At 48.7% G+C, this 22,555-nt stretch carries 22 protein-coding genes; 2 read left to right on the top strand and 20 right to left on the bottom strand.

Annotation, left to right across the window (positions count from 1 at the left end; translation table 11 throughout):
- Positions 1-25 precede the first annotated feature (25 nt).
- The 4 genes from AC1TPC_RS08735 to AC1TPC_RS08720 form a co-directional block, all read right to left on the bottom strand.
- Entirely contained in the window at positions 26-943 is a 918-nt protein-coding gene (locus AC1TPC_RS08735) for a cation diffusion facilitator family transporter (protein WP_482066471.1), read from the bottom strand.
- A 182-nt stretch (positions 944-1,125) separates the two neighbouring features.
- A complete protein-coding gene (gene secF / locus AC1TPC_RS08730) occupies positions 1,126-2,040 on the bottom strand; it encodes a protein translocase subunit SecF (RefSeq protein WP_482066470.1) in 915 nt (304 codons plus the stop codon).
- Positions 2,030-3,262: a protein translocase subunit SecD gene (gene secD / locus AC1TPC_RS08725; protein ID WP_482066469.1), complete on the bottom strand. Its 1,233-nt coding sequence runs from the start codon at positions 3,260-3,262 to the stop codon at positions 2,030-2,032. Before secD ends, secF begins: the two co-directional genes overlap by 11 nt.
- Positions 3,263-3,345: 83 nt before the next feature.
- A complete protein-coding gene (locus AC1TPC_RS08720; protein ID WP_169082722.1) occupies positions 3,346-3,585 on the bottom strand; it encodes a post-transcriptional regulator in 240 nt (79 codons plus the stop codon).
- A 210-nt stretch (positions 3,586-3,795) separates the two neighbouring features.
- Here AC1TPC_RS08720 and spoVB point away from each other — a divergent pair, with 210 nt between their 5' ends.
- A complete protein-coding gene (gene spoVB / locus AC1TPC_RS08715) occupies positions 3,796-5,361 on the top strand; it encodes a stage V sporulation protein B (RefSeq protein WP_482066468.1) in 1,566 nt (521 codons plus the stop codon).
- 46 nt (positions 5,362-5,407) lie between these two features.
- Here the strand turns inward: spoVB and AC1TPC_RS08710 are convergent, their stop codons facing one another.
- Positions 5,408-6,160, bottom strand: a complete 753-nt coding sequence (locus AC1TPC_RS08710; protein WP_482066467.1) for a YetF domain-containing protein — start codon at positions 6,158-6,160, stop codon at positions 5,408-5,410.
- A gap of 229 nt (positions 6,161-6,389) precedes the next feature.
- Here AC1TPC_RS08710 and AC1TPC_RS08705 point away from each other — a divergent pair, with 229 nt between their 5' ends.
- A complete protein-coding gene (locus tag AC1TPC_RS08705; RefSeq protein ID WP_482066466.1) occupies positions 6,390-6,782 on the top strand; it encodes a TIGR04086 family membrane protein in 393 nt (130 codons plus the stop codon).
- 78 nt (positions 6,783-6,860) lie between these two features.
- On the opposite strand, the gene yajC is transcribed toward AC1TPC_RS08705, so the two are convergent.
- From yajC to obgE, 15 genes are all read right to left on the bottom strand, one after another.
- Positions 6,861-7,166 carry a preprotein translocase subunit YajC gene (gene yajC, locus AC1TPC_RS08700; protein WP_482066465.1) on the bottom strand — a complete coding sequence of 102 codons (306 nt, stop codon included), beginning with the start codon at positions 7,164-7,166 and terminating at the stop codon, positions 6,861-6,863.
- Between the two features lie 14 nt (positions 7,167-7,180).
- The gene (gene tgt, locus AC1TPC_RS08695) at positions 7,181-8,314 is read right to left on the bottom strand and encodes a tRNA guanosine(34) transglycosylase Tgt (RefSeq protein WP_482066464.1); all 1,134 of its coding nucleotides are present in this window, start codon (positions 8,312-8,314) and stop codon (positions 7,181-7,183) included.
- Between the two features lie 22 nt (positions 8,315-8,336).
- The gene (gene queA / locus AC1TPC_RS08690; protein ID WP_482066463.1) at positions 8,337-9,383 is read right to left on the bottom strand and encodes a tRNA preQ1(34) S-adenosylmethionine ribosyltransferase-isomerase QueA; all 1,047 of its coding nucleotides are present in this window, start codon (positions 9,381-9,383) and stop codon (positions 8,337-8,339) included.
- A 10-nt stretch (positions 9,384-9,393) separates the two neighbouring features.
- A complete protein-coding gene (locus tag AC1TPC_RS08685; RefSeq protein ID WP_482066462.1) occupies positions 9,394-11,514 on the bottom strand; it encodes a SpoIID/LytB domain-containing protein in 2,121 nt (706 codons plus the stop codon).
- 5 nt (positions 11,515-11,519) lie between these two features.
- Complete coding sequence (locus AC1TPC_RS08680) at positions 11,520-11,972, bottom strand: thiol-disulfide oxidoreductase DCC family protein (RefSeq protein ID WP_482066461.1); 453 nt, start codon at positions 11,970-11,972, stop codon at positions 11,520-11,522.
- A gap of 6 nt (positions 11,973-11,978) precedes the next feature.
- A complete protein-coding gene (ruvB, locus tag AC1TPC_RS08675) occupies positions 11,979-12,980 on the bottom strand; it encodes a Holliday junction branch migration DNA helicase RuvB (RefSeq protein WP_482066460.1) in 1,002 nt (333 codons plus the stop codon).
- Positions 12,981-12,999: 19 nt separating this feature from the next.
- The gene (ruvA, locus tag AC1TPC_RS08670; protein ID WP_482066459.1) at positions 13,000-13,635 is read right to left on the bottom strand and encodes a Holliday junction branch migration protein RuvA; all 636 of its coding nucleotides are present in this window, start codon (positions 13,633-13,635) and stop codon (positions 13,000-13,002) included.
- Entirely contained in the window at positions 13,632-14,135 is a 504-nt protein-coding gene (ruvC, locus tag AC1TPC_RS08665; protein WP_482066458.1) for a crossover junction endodeoxyribonuclease RuvC, read from the bottom strand. The genes ruvA and ruvC overlap by 4 nt, the downstream gene beginning before the upstream one ends.
- 346 nt (positions 14,136-14,481) lie before the next feature.
- Complete coding sequence (locus AC1TPC_RS08660; protein ID WP_482066457.1) at positions 14,482-15,117, bottom strand: BofC C-terminal domain-containing protein; 636 nt, start codon at positions 15,115-15,117, stop codon at positions 14,482-14,484.
- A gap of 152 nt (positions 15,118-15,269) precedes the next feature.
- On the bottom strand, positions 15,270-17,237 hold the full coding sequence (locus AC1TPC_RS08655; protein WP_482066456.1) for a LysM peptidoglycan-binding domain-containing protein: 1,968 nt from the start codon (positions 17,235-17,237) through the stop codon (positions 15,270-15,272).
- Positions 17,238-17,506: 269 nt separating this feature from the next.
- A complete protein-coding gene (gene pheA, locus AC1TPC_RS08650; RefSeq protein WP_482066455.1) occupies positions 17,507-18,376 on the bottom strand; it encodes a prephenate dehydratase in 870 nt (289 codons plus the stop codon).
- 2 nt (positions 18,377-18,378) lie between these two features.
- Positions 18,379-19,347: a homoserine kinase gene (thrB, locus tag AC1TPC_RS08645; protein WP_482066454.1), complete on the bottom strand. Its 969-nt coding sequence runs from the start codon at positions 19,345-19,347 to the stop codon at positions 18,379-18,381.
- A gap of 6 nt (positions 19,348-19,353) precedes the next feature.
- Positions 19,354-20,640 (bottom strand): homoserine dehydrogenase, encoded by a 1,287-nt coding sequence (locus AC1TPC_RS08640; protein WP_482066453.1) that lies wholly within the window; start codon positions 20,638-20,640, stop codon positions 19,354-19,356.
- Positions 20,641-20,664: 24 nt separating this feature from the next.
- Positions 20,665-21,102: an ACT domain-containing protein gene (locus AC1TPC_RS08635; RefSeq protein ID WP_482066452.1), complete on the bottom strand. Its 438-nt coding sequence runs from the start codon at positions 21,100-21,102 to the stop codon at positions 20,665-20,667.
- Between the two features lie 125 nt (positions 21,103-21,227).
- Positions 21,228-22,553 (bottom strand): GTPase ObgE, encoded by a 1,326-nt coding sequence (gene obgE / locus AC1TPC_RS08630; protein ID WP_482066451.1) that lies wholly within the window; start codon positions 22,551-22,553, stop codon positions 21,228-21,230.
- Positions 22,554-22,555: the final 2 nt, after the last annotated feature.

Here is a 22,555-nt window from a genome sequence, read left to right as displayed (position 1 = left end):
TCCCCTCTCCTGCTGTTGGCAGTTCTTATTGCAGCAGTGTCGGCATCTGCTCCTGATTCGGATCATGATTGGACTTGTACGGATAACCAGGATCATAAGGCTCAACATAAATCGAAACATCCGTTACATGTATAAAACGTTTCATAACGAGCTGCTTTACCCGTTTCGCAATCTCATGACCCTCAAGAACAGAAATACGCGGATTAACGCTTATGACCATTTCTGCTATGACATAATGTCCATGTTCTCTCGCTCGCATCGATTGAACGGTGACGACTCCTTCAACGCGCTGGACCAGCTGCATCAGCTCATCAGGATTTTCATCCGAGACGCTGCCATTGCCGTCCTTGCGAATGAAGACGGTAGCCATTCTATAACCGTTGATTAAGACGATGACAGCAATGACGATCGCAGCAGCTGGATCAAAATAGTATAGAACCGGAATCGACAGCATTTTGCCGATGATGGCACCGCTTGTTCCTACCAAAGCAGCCGCCGAGCAATAAAGGCCGGTCAAGCGCTCCTTTGGAGGGAAAAACAGCTGCTGAACAATTAAAGACAGAGCAATCGCCCCGACCGCGCCCCAGTGAGGCGCGCTTGTCACGCCATTGGAAATATCCCGGATTGCGGATATACCGATTTCGAGCCCAATGATGAGCAGCACGACTGACAGCAAAATCGTAGTCGCGGCTTCTCCCCTCGTATCCTCAGCTTCCGATGGCGCATTTGGCTTTTCCATTTTGCGCTGCCGGCTTGCTCGTAAACCTGATATTGCAATAACACCCGCGGCAACCTCGGCTGCCGTTCGAAATGCATCCGCAAGCAGTGCCTTGCTTCCTGACAACCAACCTATTACGCCTTTAAATAGTGCCAGCAGCATGTTTCCCCATAAGCTGGCCCAGCTTGCGGACTCTGCTTTTGCATATCGCTGTGTGGTTGACATTTGTACCTCCTAAAGGTTTTGCGTTAGCAAAACCACTTCGTAAGCGTGTGCTTAGGTTTTGCGTTAGCAAAACCACTTCGTAAGCGTGTGCTTAGGTTTTGCGTTAGCAAAACCTACTTCGTAAGCATGTGCTTAGGTTTTGCGTTAGCAAAACCACTTCGTAAGCATGGAATGCTCTCCTATTACACTGTCGGTTTAACAGCGACCTTCGGCTTTTGCTTCCCTTTAAGAAGAAGCCACAGCGGGCTCGCGATACAAATCGATGAGTATGCTCCGCTTGTAAGACCGATAATTTTCGCAAGCGCGAACAGCTTGATTGATTCGCTTCCGAAAATGAACAAGCAAACCGCAACGACCAGCACCGCTAATACCGTATAAATATTACGCGCCATCGTTTGCCAAATACTTGCGTTAACCATCTCTGCAAGCTGATCGCGGTTTTTGAACTGACCGAAGCGAAGATTTTCGCGAATCCGGTCAAAAATAACGATTTTATCATTGATGGAGTAACCGATCGTCGTCAGCACCGCCGCGATAAACGGAAGATCCACTTCCAGTCGGAAAATCGAAAATAGTGCGACTACGACAAACGCATCATACAAAATCGCGATGTTCGCAGCCAGGGCAAACCGCCATTCAAAGCGGAACATGACATAGATCATGATCGCTACGCTTGCGATAAGAATCGCCCAAATCGTTTTGATTCCAAGCTCCTGTGCCATATCTGGCGATACGACGTTAACCTCTGCTGATACTTGGTCGCCGTATTTCGCTTTAAAGCCTTCTTGAATTTCAACGATTTTGGCTTGTGTAAGCACTTCATCAAAACGAGCGGAAACACGTTCGTTCCCTGTACCGCCAACCGTAGGCGTAATGCCCTCGATTCCTGCTTTCACAATAATTTCTTTGGCATCCTGCTGCGTAATTTCCTTGCCTACCAATATATCCATATTCGTTCCAGCCTTGAAATCAACGCCGAAATTGAGACTAAAGAAAAGCAATGACAAAATGCCTAGCACCGTTAACGTGATTGAGAACAGAAAGAACTTGTTGCGGTTCCCAATAAAGTCATAACGTATTTTTGTATTAAAGTTCACGGATTTCTGCCTCCTTCACGCCGTAATAGCTTGGTTTTGTAAACAGATTGCTCTTAATGAGCAGCATAATCAACAATCTCGACAAGAAAATATTCGTGAGCATACTTACTAGAATACTGAAGATCATCGTCAGAGCAAAGCCGCGAATCGCGCCATTGCCGATGAAGTAAAGGACAGCACTCGCGATAATATTCGTAATGTTGGCATCCATAATCGTACGGAACGAGCTTTTCGAGCCTGACTTAAGCGAGGACAGCAAGCTTTTGCCGCTGCGAATCTCTTCTTTTATCCGTTCGTACATAATGATATTCGCATCGACCGCCATACCGATACCAAGTACAAAGGCCGCTATACCAGGCAAGGTCAAGGTAGCATTCATTAGATTGAATACAACGATCAAGAGCCACGTATACGTAATGACCGTAATGCCGGCAACAACGCCTGGAATACGGAACAGGATGATTAGGAATACCAAAATAATGACCGTACCGATAATGCCCGCTACAACTGTATCCTTCAAGGACGCAAGGCCAAGCTTAGCGCCTACGGATTGGGTATATTTTTCAGTTAGCTTGAGCGGCAATGAGCCCAGGTTGATCATATCAGCAAGCTCATTTGCTTCATCTATCGTGTAATCACCAGAGATCTGAGCAGATCCGCCGGAAATCGGAAAATTAACGTTCGGTCTGGACAGCTCTTTGTCATCGAGGTAAATAGCTAAATATTGGCCCGACAAGCGAGTCGTAATTTCTTCGAATTTTTGGGCATCCTTAAGCTCGATCGTAACGAACGGCTTGCTTAAGTTATCGTAACCGATCCCCGCGCCGTTTGGCTTAAAATCACTGCCATCAAGCTCGATTTTGTTGTCAGGACCACGGAACGTCAGGTTGATAGGCTTAGCAAGAATATCTCTTACTTCGCTTTCATTCTCAACTCCTGCTAGTCTCAGACGAATGCGGTTGGAACCTTCAGTCGTAATTTCAGGCTCGACAATACCAAGCTCGTCAATCCTTTTTTCCAGACTTCTTGCTGTTTCTTTCAGTGACTCAGGCGTAACCGCCTGTCCGCCTTCAAGTGGCGAAGCTTCGTACAAAACCTCAAATCCGCCTTTTAAATCAAGGCCTAGCCTTACGTCTTTTACTAGCGATGGGCTTGTCCAAGCGATAACGCCAAACATAATGACTACGATCGCAAGGAAGGCAATAATTCTCTTCCCGAACATACGTCTAAATCCCCCTTATGATCTCAATATGCCTATTATACAGACGCGGCAAAATCGAGTCAAAAAAAAAAGAAACCCATGTTTTAAAATTGGGTCCCTTTGTATGCGCTTATCGTCATGAAATTCATGAATTTCATAACCTTAAGAGATAAAATATCATTCACTAATTCGTGAAGCTCGGGTTGTCCCGTTTTATTATATTTCTCGCTGACGCATTCCCAAACCTCTTGGCCTGTCACATGCTCATAGCCAATCAATTGAAATTCCTCCGCCTTGCTGTTGCATAGCTCCTCGATCATACGGCTTAACTCTTCGTCTGCCATGCTGCGCCTCCTAAAAGCTTGTCTAACCCATTTATTCGATGCGTCTTTGCCATATTCCTGCCCGAATATATCGTAATTGGCAAAATGAATGACATCGAATCGGACATGCCGCGCATAAAGATGATAGTACCGGCCTGTCTCATAGCTTCGTCTTAAGCCGAGGCAGAAGCTAACCAGCTATTCCACGATAGAGAAGAGGGTAATCTTATTATGACGAAGCAAACCAAACAAACCTTTATTAAGGGAGCCATGATTTTGCTTGCCGCTGGCATTATTAACCGCCTGCTTGGCTTCGTGCCGCGCATCGCGCTTCCACGCATAATTGGAGCAGAAGGCGTCGGCTTATACCAGCTCAGCTATCCGTTTCTGACCGTTATGCTCACAATCATTACGGGCGGCATACCGCTAGCCGTTGCGAAATGGATTGCGGAAGCCGAATCACAGGGCGACTCCGCACGCGTAAAATACATTTTCCGAACGGCGATGGCACTTGTTACCACGCTTGGTATTTTGATGACAGCCGTAATGCTGCTATGCGCCCCGTGGATCATGAAGCATGTACTGCCGGATGCACGCGTATACCGTACATATATGGTTATGACTCCTCTTCTGCTTATTATAGGCATTTCCTCGGTTTACCGTGGATACTTTCAAGGCAAACAAAACATGATACCTACCGCGGTATCCCAAACGGTTGAAACGATCCTTCGCATCATCGCATCGCTCTCTTTTGCTTATATGCTGCTTCCTCTTGGACTCGAATGGGCGGCTGCGGGCGCTATGCTGGGCGCTGTTGTCGGAGAGATCGGCGGCTTAGCCGTGCTTCTCTGGAAATATTACCGCGACAAATCACGAATGAATGAAGCTTCAAACCACCTTAATCCATCCACAGCCAAAAAAGAGCCCGTACTGCGCAGGCTGCTTGGCTTGTCGATTCCGGTAACGGGAAGCCGTATGGTTGGCTCCTTCTCCTATTTGCTTGAATCTATTCTTACCGCGCGAAGCTTGGCAGCTGCCGGTATCGCTACAGGCATCGCCACCGCGCAATACGGCGCTCTACAGGGGATGATCGTACCGCTCCTGCTTTTGCCGACTGCTTTAACTTATTCCCTTGCCGTATCGCTGGTCCCTTCTCTTTCGGAAGCTGCAGCAAATGGCGATAACGCTTTGATTCACAAGAGGCTTCACCAATCGTTGAGGCTTGCCCTTGTTTCGGGCGCTCCCTTCGTTGTCATCATGACATTATTCGCTGAGCCGATCTGCCGCATTCTTTACAATCACACGGAAATTGCGCCGATGCTTCAGCTCATAGCTCCAGTCGGCATATTTATTTATTTACAAGCGCCCCTCCAAGCCGCGCTTCAAGCGCTCAACAAACCAGGTACTGCCTTAATCAACACGTTGATCGGTGCCGTCGTCAAGCTGGTTCTTATCGTGCAGCTAGCATCAGATCCCGACTTCGGCATATACGGAGCGTTAATCGCCATAAATGTGAACATCGTGCTCGTCACGGTTTTGCATGGCATTAGCGTTCTACGATTTATCGGCTTTCACATGAAAATTATAGATTTTGTAAAGGTAGGCGCAGCGATGGTCATCATGGGGGCAGCAGCACGGTTTACGATGAATCGGCAGCCGCTGCCAGCAGAGTGGATCAATCTGATTCTTGCATGCGCAGCAAGCGTAATTGTGTATTTGCTGCTTATGGTATTGATGAAAATCATTGATCGCCATGACATGAAGCGTATTCCTTTATTCGGAGATTGGTTTAAATAAGCAAGGTTATGCTGAAAAAAGCGTTAAAGAAAGGGCAGCCCTCTCTTTAGCGCTTTTTTTGATCATACCTATCGACAAACAACTTCCCCTTATGGTCAATCGTGCAAAAGAATACGTCCTTGAAATCGGTAACGCCTTTCTCCTGCAGAACATTTTTCAGCCAAAATCTTGTTTTCTCCAGCTTTTCTAAATTTCCGTCTTGTACTTTGCCATCCATAATTAGCGGCACGGGCAAAATTTCGAATCGATATTTCGGTGGAATGATGCTCTTTTGATTGAAACTTACCAGCTTTTGATCCCATTTATCTTCATCATGATCGTCATTATTATTGTTTTCAGAAGCATCGGAATTTTCTCTCGGAATGACAGACAGCTTGCCGCTTGTTTCCAAGATGGCGAATTCGACATCCGATACAGCACTGATTTTGTTCTCCCTCAGTTGAAGCATTAGATCATCCAGATTGTAGCGCTGCTTTCGCATAACGTCGCTATTTAATTTGCCCTTGTCAATAATGACGCTTGGCTTGCCATCAAACAACAGCCTAAGCTTTCTGCTTTTCATCGTCATAAATGCACTGATCACTTGAATGAGCATCAAGACAACCATTGGCATAATGCCGCTCCACATCGAACGTTCCATATCCTCGATTACGAGGACGGCAATTTCCGCGATCATAACTGAAATAACCAGATCGAATACCGATAGCTTTCCGATTTCTCGTTTTCCCATAAACCGCATGATCAAAAACACGACGAAATAGATGATCACCGTCCGGATCAACAGGCTCCAAAATTCCACCGGAAACCGCCTCCTCGATTTTGTCATACGAGCTGATGTCAGCTGCGTTTGTCCGTACAGCTATTCTGACCTACGCCTATAGACATCATACTGAGTCAGCTTACACGAATATATGGCAATGGCTAGCCCATTCCCGATAAATAGTTATAAGTCCGCGTATTAGTTGTACTATTCCACTAAGCTTGACCATATGGTTAAGTAATACGTACCTTTTGTTGGGGGGATTTTGATGAGTTCGGTTAAACAAGCTCCTAAACCGCCATTAATTGCTTCACCTTTACTCGCCGGAGTGCTTTTCTCCATTATTTGGTTAGCAGTTGGCGCTTTGCTGCTCTCGCTGCTTTTGCATTTTACCGGTTTGAAAGAAAGCAGCTTGCCTACAAATGCATTAATTGTTCATGGCTTTGCATCGCTTGCGGGCGGCTTTACCTCTGGCCGGCGATCTGAGAGCAAGGGCTGGTACAACGGCGCATTGCTTGGCTTATTGTACGGCGCTATCGTCATCATTGTTAGTTTTCTTGCCTCAAATGCTTCGTTGTCGCTCCATAGCGCACTTCTCTTAGGGGCAACTCTCCTAGCAGGCGCTTTTGGCGGTATGATCGGAGTTAATATGAAGAAATAGGGAACAACGCTTGTTTACGAAAATAATACAAAGAACGGCTGACATGCATGCATGTCAGCCGTTCTTTGGTGAAGTATATTACTCCGTTACTGCTGGTGCTGAGTTAATGATCGTGTTGATTGCGCTGCGCTCAAACGTCATTTTTGTTGTATCGTTTACACGAAGTACAACCGTATCATCGCTGAGCTCCACAACCGTACCGTGCAAACCACCAATTGTTGAAATTTTATCGCCTTTTTTCAATTGGTTAAGCATGGAAGTACGTTGCTTCTGTTTCTTCTGCTGCGGACGGATAAGTAAGAAATAAAACACCGCAAACATAAGCACAAACGGCCAAATCATTCCTAGAATATTACTTGAACCTGCTGCATCTGCTGCTACCATCGAAATCCCCCCTTTCAAAACCCTTTCTCATTATCGAACAGGCCATAGCTCGTGAAGAAGGAATCCCGGAAATCAAGCAGCCGGTCTTCCATAATCGCTTGCCGAACGTCCCGCATGAGTTGTAGCAAGAAATGCAAATTGTGATACGTGGTCAGCCTCATGCCGAAGGTCTCATCGGCTTTAATTAAATGCCGGATATAAGCCCGCGAGTAGTTCGTGCATGTATAGCAGGAGCACTCGGGATCTAATGGACCAAAATCTTCGGCGTATTTCGCATTTCTAATCACAAGTCTGCCTTGGCTCGTCATCGTTGTCCCATTCCGGGCAATTCGAGTAGGCAGAACGCAATCGAACATATCGATGCCGCGGATAGCGCCTTCAATTAGTGCGTCCGGTGAGCCGACTCCCATTAGATAACGTGGTTTATTCGCTGGCAAAATGGGAACCGTATAATCGAGTACATCATACATAAGATGCTTAGGCTCGCCTACACTCAGTCCACCAATAGCATACCCCGGGAAATCCATGGAAGTCAAATCGTTAGCGCTTTGAATGCGCAAATCTTTGTACATCCCCCCTTGAACAATTGCGAACAGCCCTTGATCATGAGGTCTTGCATGCGCTTTGAGGCAGCGCTCTGCCCATCTTGTCGTCCGCTCTAGCGACTTCTTCACATATTCATGCTCAGCTGGGAAAGGCGGGCATTCATCAAATGCCATCATAATATCCGATCCGAGCGCGTTTTGAATCTCCATTGCCACCTCAGGCGAGAGAAACTTCTTGTCGCCGTTCAGATGGGAGCGGAAATGAACGCCCTCTTCCGTAATTTTGCGCATTTCGCTTAGGCTGAACACCTGAAATCCGCCGCTATCGGTTAGAATTGGACGATCCCAGTTCATAAATTTATGAAGTCCGCCCGCATTCCGAACGATCTCATGACCTGGTCTCAGGAACAAATGATACGTATTGCTCAAAATAATATGAGCATCCATCACTTTAAGCTCTTCCGGGCTCATTGTTTTGACGGTAGCTTGCGTGCCTACCGGCATAAAGGTTGGCGTCTCGATGATGCCATGGGGAGTATGGACCCGCCCAAGCCGAGCGCCTGATTGCTTGCATTGTTTGATTAATTCATATTTTACAGCCACAATTCACGCTTCCTATTCCTAATTAGTAAATAAACATAGCATCGCCAAAGCTGAAAAAACGATAATCATGCGCTATCGCTTCCTCATAGGCTTTCATAACAGCATCACGTCCAGCCAGTGCGCTTACGAGCATAACAAGCGTTGACTTCGGCAAATGAAAATTGGTGAGAAGTGCATTAACAAGCTTAAACTCATAGCCCGGAAAAATAAAAATCGACGTCCAACCGCTGCAAGCTTCAATAGGATGTCCCTCAAAACGAGCCGCTACCGTCTCGAGTGTTCTCGAAGAGGTTGTTCCTACCGCAATAATACGTGCTCCGCGCTGTTTGGCTTCATTAATTATTGCGGCATTTTGCTCATTTAGCTCATAATACTCCGCATGCATCTCGTGATCCTCAACAAGCTCTACAGACATCGGACGGAAAGTGCCAAGTCCTACGTGAAGTGTAACATACGCTAACTTAACTCCCTTAGCTTGAAGCTTCTCAAGAAATTCATCCGTAAAATGCAAACCAGCAGTCGGCGCAGCAGCAGAGCCGGCATGCTTCGAGTAAACGGTCTGATATCGTTCTCTTTCCTCAAGCCGTTCCTTAATATAAGGCGGCAAGGGCATTTCGCCCAGACGGTCCAGCAGCTCTTGGAAGATGCCTTCGTACTCGAACCGTATCGTTCTTCCGCCCATCTCGCCTTCCTGCTCGATAACAGCACGCAGCAGCGAATTGCCTTCTCCATCGTCTCCGAAGGAAAGCGCAGTACCTACCTTTAAGCGTTTAGCCGGCTTGCCAAGAGCCTCCCAGCTATCGCCTTCGAGCTGCTTCAGCAGCAGCAGCTCAATCTTAGCTCCCGTGTCACTCTTTATGCCTGTCAAGCGTGCCGGAATAACTCTAGTATCATTTAATACGAGCACATCTCCCGCTTGGACATAATTTTCCAAATCGGTAAATTTGTTGTGCGTGATCTCCCCTGTCTGCTTATTAAGGGCAAGCAGTCTCGAGGCCGTTCTGTCCAATAGAGGCGTCTGCGCAATTAAGCGCTCCGGCAATTCAAAATCAAACCATTCTACGTTCATATCGATTCAATCATTCCTTAGCGATGGTTACATCTTTGTAATAGTATTTCAAAATATATTGATAGTCATACCCTTGCTGCGCTAGGCTTAAAGCGCCGTACTGCGATAAACCGACGCCATGACCGTTGCCAGACCCTACAAACCGGAAGGAAGGCTCCTTCGTTGCTGCCCGCATATGCCCGCTTCCATCAAGAATAAACAAATTGGCATCTGCCGCTTCTGACATCTTTCCGCCGGCGCTGATTGCATAGATTGGCGCAGTATCCGCAGGTTTATTGCGCGTTGCAGAGCTTGCTCCGAGCAAAGTTACTTTAGCCGTTTCCTCGATTTGGAATAGCGTACTTGGCAGCGAGCCTTGCACGCCTAACGCGCCCCGGAAATCAATGGGATAGGTTACAGCGACCTTTTGTCCATTTGCCAAAACTTCCGTTGCACGTCCTGAAGCGCCGCGCTGGCTCACTTCCAACGTTTTTAGCGGACCGGAAACAGCGCCTTTCGCCTTCGCATTAATAACCGTCAGCATTTCTTGAGCGGTGTAAGGACCGCGTACCCATGTCATTGAATTGGATTCTACGCTTTTGTCCAGGACGACAACCTGTGTTCCGCTGTCAGCCTGTGCAATGACAGGTATGCTGTCTTGAATGAGCGGATGCTTGCGCACCTTTGTGCCATTCGTATTTACTTGCATGATGAGGCTGCCGGCAGCAGTCGATTGTCCGGTCACATCAAGCAAATCCTCACGAATATAGCCAATTGCTCCGCTTAGGAGCACAACTCTATACCAGTTATATAAGCCAGCTTCTGACGAAGTATCCGGGCTCTTCGCTGCTTGCAGGTAAGGGACCGCATTGTTCCATATTTCTTTGGCATCTGCCGTCATTCCTCCGCCATTCGCTGAGAACAATGCTTCGATGACCTTCCCATTGTACAACGCGACTTCGCCTGCCGTCTCATCAACGGCTGCTATAGTTGTTGGACGCTCTGAGCCTACGCCATAGTAAGCTTGGCTTAAGGTCGTATCTACGACATGTGCGATTTGAAAGCCAAAGCCTTTATTTAATGCAAATGAGCGTGCTGCCACAGCTTGCGCCTTTAAAGCTTCGGCTGGCCAAGTAGGGTACATTTCAACGCCAACAACCGAATATAAATATTGCTCGAAGGGCAGCTCGTTTATAACAGCCATGCTTCCATTAAGGATGCTGAGCTCAAACATGCCTCGATAGCTGCGATTGCTTCTCTCCGTCAGCTTGATCGGGTCAGAGCCAGCTGGAGATACCGATATTTTCGCATCGCTTCCTGCAAACATATATAGCTCTGAGCTGCTCTGAGCTAGAGCGCTGACGGAATGATCATTTCTTACCAGCAAATAAGCAGCCTTTGAATCTGCTTGCTTCAATGCTCCTCCGCCTGCTGCCTTTGCAGCAGCAGCCTTTACGATTTGCAGTTCCGCATCGCTCAAGGCAGCTCCTACCATTACCGAGTATTTTGCCGCGCCAGCCTGCGCCGAGCGAACGGCTACGAACGCATCCAAGCCTACTGCCCCAAAGCCGCTTGCAGCAGCCTGTGCAGCCTCCTTGCTGGCTAGCGGTCCGGTTTCCAGATGAAGCGGACCTTGCAGAATCGTCTTAAAGCCGTTAGTCAGCTTAGAAAGCTCGCCGTCGCCATTCCATTTCGTTTGTGCCGTTGTTGCCTCTGACACAGTCTTATATGTACCTTCGATTACTTGATAGACGATAGCTCCGTTCTTGGATAGCGATGTCAGGAAGGCTGCTCCCTTTAAAGCTTTCAGCCTTTTGTGCACGGCTAGCGCTGAGCCAAAATTTGATGATTCAAATACTTTTACTTTAAAGCTGTCAGCTGTAAACTGAGCCGAAGCAGTCCCATCGACATTGAACCAATCATGAATGCCATCCGGCTGTCTTACGCCAATGCTCATACCGCCAACCGACGAGAAAGTCGCTGCTGCAGTCGTATCGACATATTTCCCAGGCAATTGCATAAATAAGGCTACGCGGATATTATCCAGCTTCGGCACCGCCGCCTGTGAAGGTGATCCCGTCCAAGCTGAAGCGAGCAAAAGAACCGCAACAGCCATAATGATGTAACGCTTGAAGGATGATTTAATCGTCATGCTTGTTATTCTCCCCCTCTGCTTTGCGGTAACTCGCACCCATTAATCGTACAGCTTTGCTCTGTTTTGCCAAACCATTCATATCTTCTACTTGCAATAAATCGATAAATTCGATCAGCCGCTCGTTTCATTCCGGGTATTCGATAAAAAGCAGACAGCCAGCGCAAGCCCTTAACCGTTCTCAAAATACGAACGACTCCGTCCGCACCAGCGAACAGCTGGCCTTGCTCATCAGCAACATGTATTTTTTCGTACAGCTCCGCATACTTGAGCGGACCAATATGGGGGATAAGCTGCTGCGCCTGTCCTTCTGCTTCCAATTGCTGAATCTGCACATAATGCAGATCCGCCCTAGCATTCAGCTCCTTCAGCTTCGCAACGGAAGCGAGGCAAAGGTTGCACTGTCCGTCATAAATAACATATAGCCTATCTGGCGCGCCATTTTCGGTGAGGCTCATAGACATCTACCTCCCGGGGATTGGAAGCCCTAAATGCCGATAAGCATTATCGGTAGCAATCCGTCCGCGCGGCGTGCGCTGCAAAAAGCCGATTTGCATGAGATAAGGCTCGTACACGTCTTCTATCGTTTGGCTTTCTTCACCGATTGTCGCTGCAATGGTATCAAGTCCGACTGGCCTGCCGGCAAAAGTGGTCATCATGGCTTGCAGCATTTTGAAATCGATATTGTCGAGGCCCATCGGATCGACCTGCAGCAGCTCAAGAGCAGATTGTGCGATGTCATACGTAATGACGCCATCACCGCGAACCTGAGCAAAATCACGCACCCGCTTGAGCAGCCGGTTGGCAATACGCGGAGTTCCGCGTGAACGCATCGCAATCTCCGAAGCAGCTTCCCCTACGATGCTGACATTCAAAATCTCCGCTGTTCTACCGACGATAAAAGCAAGCTCATCCACCGTGTAAAACTCTAATCGGCTGACAACGCCGAAGCGATCGCGAAGCGGCGCAGACAATAAGCCTGCTCTAGTCGTTGCGCCTATTAAAGTGAACGGCGGCAAATCCAGTCTTACCGAACGTGCGCTTGGACCTTTGCCGATCATTATATCAAGCGCAAAGTCTTCCATCGCCGGATACAATACTTCCTCTACCGTGCGATGCAGACGATGAATCTCATCAATGAAAAGAACGTCGCCCTCCTGCAGGTTCGTCAGCAGCGCAGCCAAATCCCCCGGCCGTTCAATTGCCGGCCCGGATGTCGTGCGAAGACTGACTCCCAGCTCGTTGGCGATAATATTCGAAAGCGTCGTCTTGCCAAGCCCAGGCGGTCCATACAGAAGAACGTGGTCAAGTGATTCCTTGCGCAATTTTGCCGCTTCAATATAAATTTTCAGGTTTTCCTTGGCTTTCGATTGCCCGATATACTCGGCCAAATAGCGGGGACGCAAACTAAGCTCCACCGCTTGATCTTCCATCATTAGGTTGGCGGAAATGATTCTATCATCCATTTGTGTTCATCTCCCTCCGTTAGCCTTTAAACAACTGCTGCAAAGCCCGCTTCATCAAGGAATCGACCGTTTCCTCCGCCGTTACGCTGTTTTGAAGCCCATTCCATGCTATATCCAGCTCCGCAGCCGTGTAGCCGAGCGCGGCAAGGCCTTCACGCGCCTCCTGCCAAGCGGTGCCTGCACCTTGTCCCGAATGTCTGCTCGACGTAAGATCCAGCGCTACGCCTGCTGCCGTCAATAAACCGCCGTCGAGTCCGGCGCCGATCAGCTTGTCCTTCAAATCAAGAATCATCCGCTGCGCGGTTTTCTTCCCAATGCCGGGAAGCTTGATAAGGAACGCTATATTTTCCTGCTGTATCGCGGCAATGACCGCATCCGGCCTGCCGCCCGACAAAATGCCTAAAGCGACGCGCGGGCCTATCCCCGATACTTCGAGCAGCTTGCGGAACAAGGTCTGCTCCTCCCTCGTCTCGAAGCCGAACAACAAAATAGCGTCCTCGCGGACGTTATGGTGAATATAAACGGTGACTGGCTCTTCCTTTTTGGCAAATGCATAAGGATTAGGTGTGAATACGCGGTAGCCTGTATCTCTTACGTCCAGAACGATATACTCGGAGTCCAAATGGACGACAATGCCTCTTAAAAAATCGATCACGAACGATTCACCTCATTAATTTTCTGGGTCAGTACGACGGAATGAGCATGGCAGATGGCTACTGCAAGCGCATCGGCGACGTCATCCGGCTTGGGCACCGCCGAGAGCTTCAGAAACATTTTGACCATTTCCTGCACCTGCTTCTTCTCCGCTTTCCCGTACCCGACGACAGCCTGCTTCACCTGAAGCGGTGTATATTCGCCAATTGGCAATCCCCGCTGCGCAGCCGCCAAAATAATAGCGCCTCTAGCCTGCGCCACATCAAAAGCCGTCGTTACGTTCCGGTTAAAAAACAACTTCTCAACGCCAACGGTATCTGGTTTATATTTATCCATCAATGCACCCGCGGACTCGTAAACCTGCAGCAATCGCTGCTCGGGGGGCGTATGGGCTTCCGTCTGAATTGCTCCGTATTGCACGGGCGTAAGCTTGTGTCCGATCTTATCTATGAAGCCAAATCCAACGATTGCATAACCAGGGTCAATTCCAAGAACGCGCAAACGGCCATCTCCTAAAAAGTTTTGTGAAGTAAAACTTGCATCGTAAGCATAAACCTAAAGTTTTGCAAGGCAAAACTTGCATCGTAAGCATAAGCTTAAAGTTTTACAGGGTAAAACTTGCATCGTAAGCCTAAGCTTAAAGTTTTGTGAAGCAAAACTTGCATCGTAAGCATAAGCTAAAAGTTTTGCAGGCAAAACTTGCTATCAGCATACTCTCTGAAAGTTGCTTCATCCATTATAGCAAAAGTTGGCCTGAATGAGAACGCGCGTTTGATATTTCAACTGATAGGCTTAAATCGAAAAGAGATCGCACAATAGCGTGCGATCTCTTTTTACGGCCAACCTGCTAATAAGCAGGCTTCATAACTTTTTGATTTTGCTCAATTGCAAAGTCGCTATAGGTGGACAAAACGCTGTTGTATTCATCCATGTCGCTGATCCGAATCCCCTTCGCAAGCTGATCCAGCTTATCCTGCGGCAGACTGCTTTCCATATAACGAACATCCAGCTGAAAGAAGGTACGAACGACTTTTTCCTTTTTGGGAACACCGTCAAAGAGCGTAAGATTGCCCTTCTTATCTACTCCCATATAAGCGTTGGCCTTGCAATACTCAGACATGTCCTCGATAGTTTGTTCAAAATAAACCGTGCTTTGCTCCTTATCGAGCACAGCTTTCCATTCCGGATGAGCCTGCAAGAGCTCTATGATTTGCTTGCTCATCATCCGGCCAAGCGGCTTCGACTCCTCACCGCACACATAAATCTGGTGCAGCTTGACAGAAATCGGCCCATCTTGACTCTTAAGTGTATTAACGATGCTGCTTTGATGCTCAGCTAGTTTTGGCGCTGCTAATGCGTTTTCGGTATCTAAGGCAAGTGAACCTGCAAATAAACTAAACAGGATTGCGCCTAGCGACCACATCGGACGGCGCTTGTTGCGAAGACGCTTCTTCAAGTTTTTCCAAAGGCTGAATTCTATCATGGGGAAGACCCCTTCATTATATTTTTTGATAGTATGCGCCAATGTTACTTAAATATTCAAAGTATCCTTCTATCCCACCTCCTGAGTCAAAAAAAGCAAAAAGCGCACCAAAGCCTAACGGCTTCTGGTGCGCTTAATTTCATTTCTAAATCTTAACGATTGATCCATGGCTGATTGCCACGTTTATTTTTATTTGGGCGAGACGCTACTGTCCGGATAACCGCCTTTTTGCTGTTTTTCCGCGGCACAGCTGCTTTTACTGCTTTTGGTGCTTCAGTATCCGCTTGCTTTGCTGCATGTTGATCTGACCGATCTCCCTTGCAGCCGCAGTCACCTTGATTCACATTGCCAACACCGGCTGTTTGCGGCCAATTTGGGTATTGCATATATGGCGCAGCATTTCCATAGCCATATCCGTAGTCAGGCTGCATATTCGCTGGCGACACTGCGCCATGACCATAACCGTAGCCATACTCCGGCTGCATGCTGGCTGGAGATACCCAGCCTTGATTTGGTTGAGAGGCTAACGGCGAAACCCAACCTTGGTTCGGCTGTGCCGACAACGGCATTATCCCTTGGTTCGGCTGTGCCGAAAACGGCATTATTCCTTGGTTCGGCTGCGCCGACAACGGCATTATTCCTTGATTCGGCTGTGCCGACAACGGCATTATCCCTTGGTTCGGCTGCGCCGACATCGGCATTATTCCTTGGTTCGGCAGCGCCGCTAATGGCATAATCCCTTGGTTCGGCTGTGCCGACAATGGCATTATTCCTTGATTCGGCTGTGCCGATAAAGGCGATACTCCTTGGTTCGGATGTGCCGATAATGGCATTATCCCTTGGTTCGGCTGAACCGCCATCGGAGCTACAAAGCCTTGGTTTGGAGACGCTGAAGTTCCTGCGAGCATCTGGCTATTTTCATGTTTACCCTCTTGAAGAGGGCTTACCATCGGTTGACCGTAACCCCATCCTGGTCCTCCGCTCATCGGCAGCGTTGAAGGCGATGGATAGCTTCCGACAAATACGGTTCCTGGTGGACAATCAAATGGCGCATCGTTGCCTTCACTTAGCGGACTTACCGTATTTTCAAATGGGACAGGCTGCTGCCAGTTGCCGTAGCCATGGCCGTGTCCGGTTTGTTCTCCCATCACCATTGGTTGACCGTAACCGTGACCCATCTGTGCAGGACTAACCATTGGGTGACCGTAGCCATGCCCCATTTGCGCCGGATTAACCATTGGCTGGCTATAGCCGTAACCGCCAAATTGAGGCTGCTGCGCAGCAGGGGATACCATCTCAGGCGCTTTAGGCAGATCATACAAGGACAATGCTTCAGTTGCCGGAATGCCATATTGCTTGAACAAGTCAACATTAGGCTTATATTCGGAGTGGATCGGTTTCAGCTTTTTCTCTACAGGCTTCTCGATCGGGAGTGCCTTTTTCGCCGGTTCAACTGCTGCCGCTTTAGGAGCAGGAAGAGGCGCTGGCGCTACCGGCTTCACGATAGGTGCCGTAGGCTTTTTCTCTTGAACAGGTGCCACTGGTGCTGGTGCTGGTGCTGCTGGTGCCGGCGCGACTGGAGCAACCGGTGCAATAGGAGCGGTCGGCGTCTTGCCCGTGATTGGACCTGTAGGCGTTTTCCCTAAAATAGGAGCCGTCGATAGCTTACCTACCCAGCCTTGAACGCCCTGCATGATAGAGGTTGGATGAAGAGCATTCATGCCGCCGGTATTTTGCGCTGCTACGTGTCCTCCGCTATGACCAGGGACTTCCTGCGTCGAATGGCCTACCTTAGGTATGTTTACAATTTCACCAGTAAGCAGCACATTCGGATTTTTAAGCTGTGGATTCGCTTTAATCATGTCTGCAAGCGGCACTCCCCAAGCTTTTGACAGCTTCCAAAGCGTATCTCCTTGCTTTACGATATGCTGGTGCATAATGTCCATTCCGCCTCCTGGTCCTCCTGCATGGCTTGACGGAATTTTCAGCTTCATGCCTACATCAATGGCGTCCGGATTCGAAATGCCCGGATTAAGCTTCAAAATCTCTTCCAGCGATACGTTATACTTTTGGCCGATAAAGTATAAGGATTCGCCCTTTTTCACAATATGGATTTTCACTCGCTGTTAACCTCCTGTCACGTTCTGAATAACATGGCACACTAATGCCTATTATCAATCCTTACATCCTATGCAGAACATGGGCAGGTGTCTCCTCTTTCACAAAAAAAATAGTAAAAAAGCCGAGCCCACCCTAAGAGTGAATTCGGCTTGCTTGAACGCCATCGATTAATCGAGCACTTTTATGCCGACAACAGAGACGCTTTTTCTATAACTCAGAGGCAAATGCGCCTTAATGGTTCCCTTTTCCGTGTATTACGCTTCGCTGATCATTTCTTAAATTCCGAAAAGCTAGGATAGCTTCCCAGAACACGTACCTGACAGCCGATAGCCTCGATTTCTTGAATGGCTGAAGGCAGCAGCACCGTATCAAGCGCCATTTCGATATCAATAAAGAAATAGTAATTGCCGAGCTTTTTCTTCGTCGGACGCGACTCGATGCGGGATAAGTTGATTTTGCGCCATGCAAAAGCGGAAAGCACCTGGTGGAGCGCACCCGGATAGTCTTCAGGAAGCGTAATTAAAATGCTCGTTTTGATCTGATCGGATTGGCGAGCCGTGTATGGCTCCGATCCAACCAGCAAAAAACGAGTGTAATTGTTATCGTGGTCGGTAATCTCGCTCTCGAGCACATCCAGCTTCTCATTTGCAGCCGCTGTCTTGGTGCCGATAGCCGCCCATCCGGCATTCGGGTTATTTTGCACGATTCTTACGCCTTCAGCTGTACTGCTTACATGCTCTGTAACGGCATGCGGCAAATGCGTGCGCAAAAACTGCAAACACTGTGCAATCGCAACGGGGTGGCTGATAACCTTCGTAATACGCGAGTAATCTATTTCTCCGTTATCGCCCAGCAGCTCCGACTCTCGTCCGATCAAATTTTGAATAGAGGGGTATACCCACTCCGCTTGAATCGGAATATCTACCTCATGCACGAGCCAATCCATATGCAAGCTCACGGAGCCTTCAATGGTATTCTCGATCGGAATGATGCTGTAATCGCTTATGCCATTAACCGTAGATAAGAACACATCGGAAATAAGCCGGTGATGCTTCCAATTAATTTCTTCCTCATGAAAAAAATGTCTAGCTGCCTCATCCGATACGGAGCCGGCTGGTAAAACGGCTATCGTCTTCATAGCTACATTTCTCCTTTGATTCTATCAGGAAGAGGGATAGCAGGCTGCTTCGAAATATCCTCAACCGTAACTTGCGGACCTTGCACGCATGGCGGCAGCCTAAGCGTCTTCGCCTCAATGCCCTCCTGCTTTAACGTTTCAAGCAAAAATTGCTCGAGCGGCTCGCTATTCGCCTTCTCGTCAACAAAGGCAATGAGCGTCGGTCCTGCCCCGCTCAGCGCAACGCCAAGCGCGCCATGTTCAACCGCGCGCTCCAAAATCGTCGTCATGCCGGGAATGAGCGCTGCACGGTAAGGCTGGTGCAGCCGATCCTTCATGGCATGACGGATCATGCCAAGCTCCCCGCTGGCAAGCGCCGCGACGAGCAGCGAGCTGCGGCCGACGTTGAACACAGCGTCAGCCATGCTGACCTGCGAAGGCAGCGCATGACGCGCTTTCTCCGTCGAAAGCTGAAAGGCCGGTATCGCAACGAGCGTAGAGAGGCTCTCATGCGGCTCAATGCGTATGTAATCAGCCCGCTCGCCATCCCAAGCGGAAGCGATGATGCCTCCGAACAATGATGCGCCCACATTGTCAGGATGCCCCTCCAATGCCGTAGCCATTTGGAACAGCTTGTCGTTTGTGAGCGGACTGCCGATCAAAGCATTAGCGGCAACCAGCGCGCCTACAATAGCCGACGCGCTGCTGCCGAGTCCGCGCGTAAGCGGGATATTGCTGTGCATCGAGATCGAGAGCTCCGGTACGTGGGCGCCCGCCTCCTTGAATACTAGCTGAGCAACCTTATAAACCAAATTTGATTTATCTTTCGGCAAACCCTTCATCTGATCGCCGTAAAATTGAAATTCCGTTTGATTCGAGATACTCATCTCAACCCATGCATACAGGGAGAGCGCCATTCCGAGCGTATCGAAGCCTGGTCCTAAATTGGCCGTGCTTGCCGGTATTTTGACTATGACTCTACGATTATTCATCTTAGATTACCCTTCTACGCGGTAGACGCTCTTCACTTCGTGAACGACATCCAGCGTCTCGAATGTTTCAAGTACTCTCTGCATAGCTGCTTTATTCGCATCATGTGTAATGATAATAATTTCAACTTCCGGCTTCGACGGAGTCGGCTGCTGCAGCACAGACTCCAAGCTCACTTCAAAGTCTGCGAATACTTGCGTAATGCGCGCAAGTACGCCAGCGCGATCCGCTACTTTAAGCAGCAAGAAATATTTAGAAGAGATTTGCTCGTCAGTCTTCAGCTTCTTCTCTTTGTAAGCAAGGCTTCCCTGCATGCCGTTAACGCCAAGCTTCAGGTTCTTCACTACGGCAACTAAATCGGATACGATAGAGGTCGCTGTCGGAAGCTCGCCTGCGCCTGCACCATAAAACATTGTTTCGCCAACCGCTTCGCCGTAAACATATACCGCGTTAAATACGCCGTTAACCGACGCAATCGGATGCGTATGCTTTACCATCGTTGGCTGTACGCTAATGCTGATAAGATCATCCTGACGCTCTGCGATGCCAAGCAGCTTCACTATATAGCCAAGACGCTTCGCATATAATATATCCTCTTTGGTTATCGAAGAGATTCCTTGAACCGTAACATCCTCAAGCGCTACGTTGGCGCGGAAGCCGATTGTAGCAAGAATCGTCATTTTGCGAGCCGCATCAAGACCCTCGACATCCGATGTCGGATCGGATTCCGCATAGCCAAGCTCCTGAGCTTCCTTCAGCACATCTAGGTAAGAAGCGCCCTCTTGGCTCATTTTTGTCAAAATAAAGTTTGTTGTTCCGTTCACGATACCCATAATTTTATTGATACGGTCGGAGGAGAAGCCTTCAACGAGCGTACGGATAATCGGGATACCGCCTGCAACGCTTGCTTCATACATCACATCGCAGCGGTTCTCTTGCGCTTTCGCCAATATTTCAGGACCATGCAGCGCCATCAAATCCTTATTGGCCGTTACGACATGCTTGCCAAGGGATAGCGCCTCCAAAATATATTCCTTCGTTAACCCGATTCCGCCCATAACCTCAACGATCACGTCAATGTTGGGATGACGGATAATATCCCAGGCATTCTCTGTAAGCTTATCTGGATCGATTGAAATATTGCGTACTTTGCTCTTGTTCTGAACGAGCACCTTTTCAATGACGATTGGAGATCCAACTTGGCTTGCCAAATCCTCCTGATGCCCTTCAACGATGCGAACGACACCTGTACCTACTGTTCCAAGACCTAATAATCCAACTCTAATCGGCTTCATATATACCCTCCATTATCTATTCTGTTATCCTTGTCCGATGACCGACGCTTTGCGCACGCCAGGCAGGCTGCGAAGTATTTCGACCAGCGATGACAGTTCCCCGGAAAGCTGCGAAATATCGACTGAGATGACGACGTTAGCCAACCCTTGAAGCGGAATGGTCTGATTCATGGTCAGAACATTGCCTTCCAAGCCTGCCACCGTGCTGAGCACGTTCGAGAGCACGCCCGAGCGATGCTCCAAATCCATGGCGATCGTCGCTATGCGTTCACGCTCCAGCTCATTGAGTGCATATACGCCATCTTTATACTTATAAAAAGCGCTTCGACTAAGCCCAGCGCGCTCAACCGCTTCATGAACGGTCGCCGCTTCGCCTCGGTTAAGCATCTCTTTTACTTGTATCGTCTTCATTATCGCTTCCGGTAAAATGTCCTCCCGAACGACATAATAGCGTTTACTCACTATTCGTCCTCCTCAAAAAGACAATTGTTCACCTATAGTGGACATTATAACGAAATATACCGTTTGGGGCAATAGGCAAAATAAGAAAAGACGGCTTTCGCCGTCTTCATTCCTGCATTTGTGATCTAGCCGTTTGGATTGTAATCGCTGCCCTCGAAGAATTCAAACGCGAAGTCGCCGATTTGTACCATATCGCCATCTTTTGCGCCCATTTTACGAAGCTCGGCATCGACTCCCATTTTGCGCATCGTACGTGCAAAGCGCATAACCGCATCGTAGGAGGTCAAATTCATCCGCTTCATATATTTATCGATTCCTTCGCTGACGATCACGTAAACTTCATCTTCCTTATGGATGGTGAAGGTCGTCTCTTCCCGTTTCTCATAAGTGTAAACCTTACGCTCAGCTACGTCCTTCACGTCTTCGATCTCAACCTGCTCGGATACCGTATCAAGCACATCGGCCGCCTTGTACAGAAGCTCCTGTATTCCCTGCTTCGTGAGCGAGGAAATAGGTAAAATTTCGTAATTGCGGTCACCGCTCACTTCTGCAAGCTGCTGCTTGAACAGCTCAAGCTGCTCCTCGGAATCCGGCATGTCCATTTTGTTTGCAGCGATGATTTGTGGACGATCGGCAAGCTTCTCATTGTAGAGTACCAGCTCTTCGTTGATCTTCACCCAGTCTTCAAAAGGATCGCGTCCTTCGGAAGCGGACATATCGATAACATGGATAATAACCCGTGTCCGTTCAACGTGGCGAAGAAACTCATGCCCAAGCCCAACACCCTCATGCGCGCCTTCAATCAAGCCCGGCAAATCGGCCATTACGAAGCTTCGGCCATCCCCAACGTCTACAACGCCGAGATTTGGCGTAATCGTCGTGAAGTGATAAGCGCCAATTTTGGGCTTAGCTCCTGAAACGACAGAAAGCAAGGTCGACTTACCTACGCTAGGAAAGCCTACTAGCCCAATATCCGCCATAACTTTAAGCTCAAGCACAACCCAGCGCTCTTGCCCTTCCTCGCCGTTCTCCGAAATGTACGGAGCAGGGTTGTTCTGCGTTGCGAAGCGGATGTTGCCTCTGCCGCCTCTGCCGCCTTTTGCGATGACAATCTGCTGTCCGTGGCGCGTCATATCTGCAATGATTTCCTGTGTATCATCATCAACGATTACCGTGCCCGGCGGAATGCGTACGATCGTATCCTCCGCACCCGCTCCGTGCATGCTCTTTACTTTTCCACGCTCTCCGCGATTAGCCTTGAAATGCTTCTGATAGCGGAAATCCATCAATGTGCGGAGCCCTTCGTCCACTTGGAAAATCAAGTCGCCGCCGCGTCCGCCGTCGCCGCCTGCTGGACCGCCTTGCTCTACGTATTTCTCACGGCGAAACGAAACGATACCATCGCCTCCGTCGCCGCCTTTTACAAATATTTTCGCTTTGTCGACAAACATGT

The organism is Paenibacillus sp. Y280, from assembly GCF_056786335.1.
Note: the sequence above shows the minus strand (reverse complement) of the source record. Positions and strands in the feature narration are given on the sequence as shown.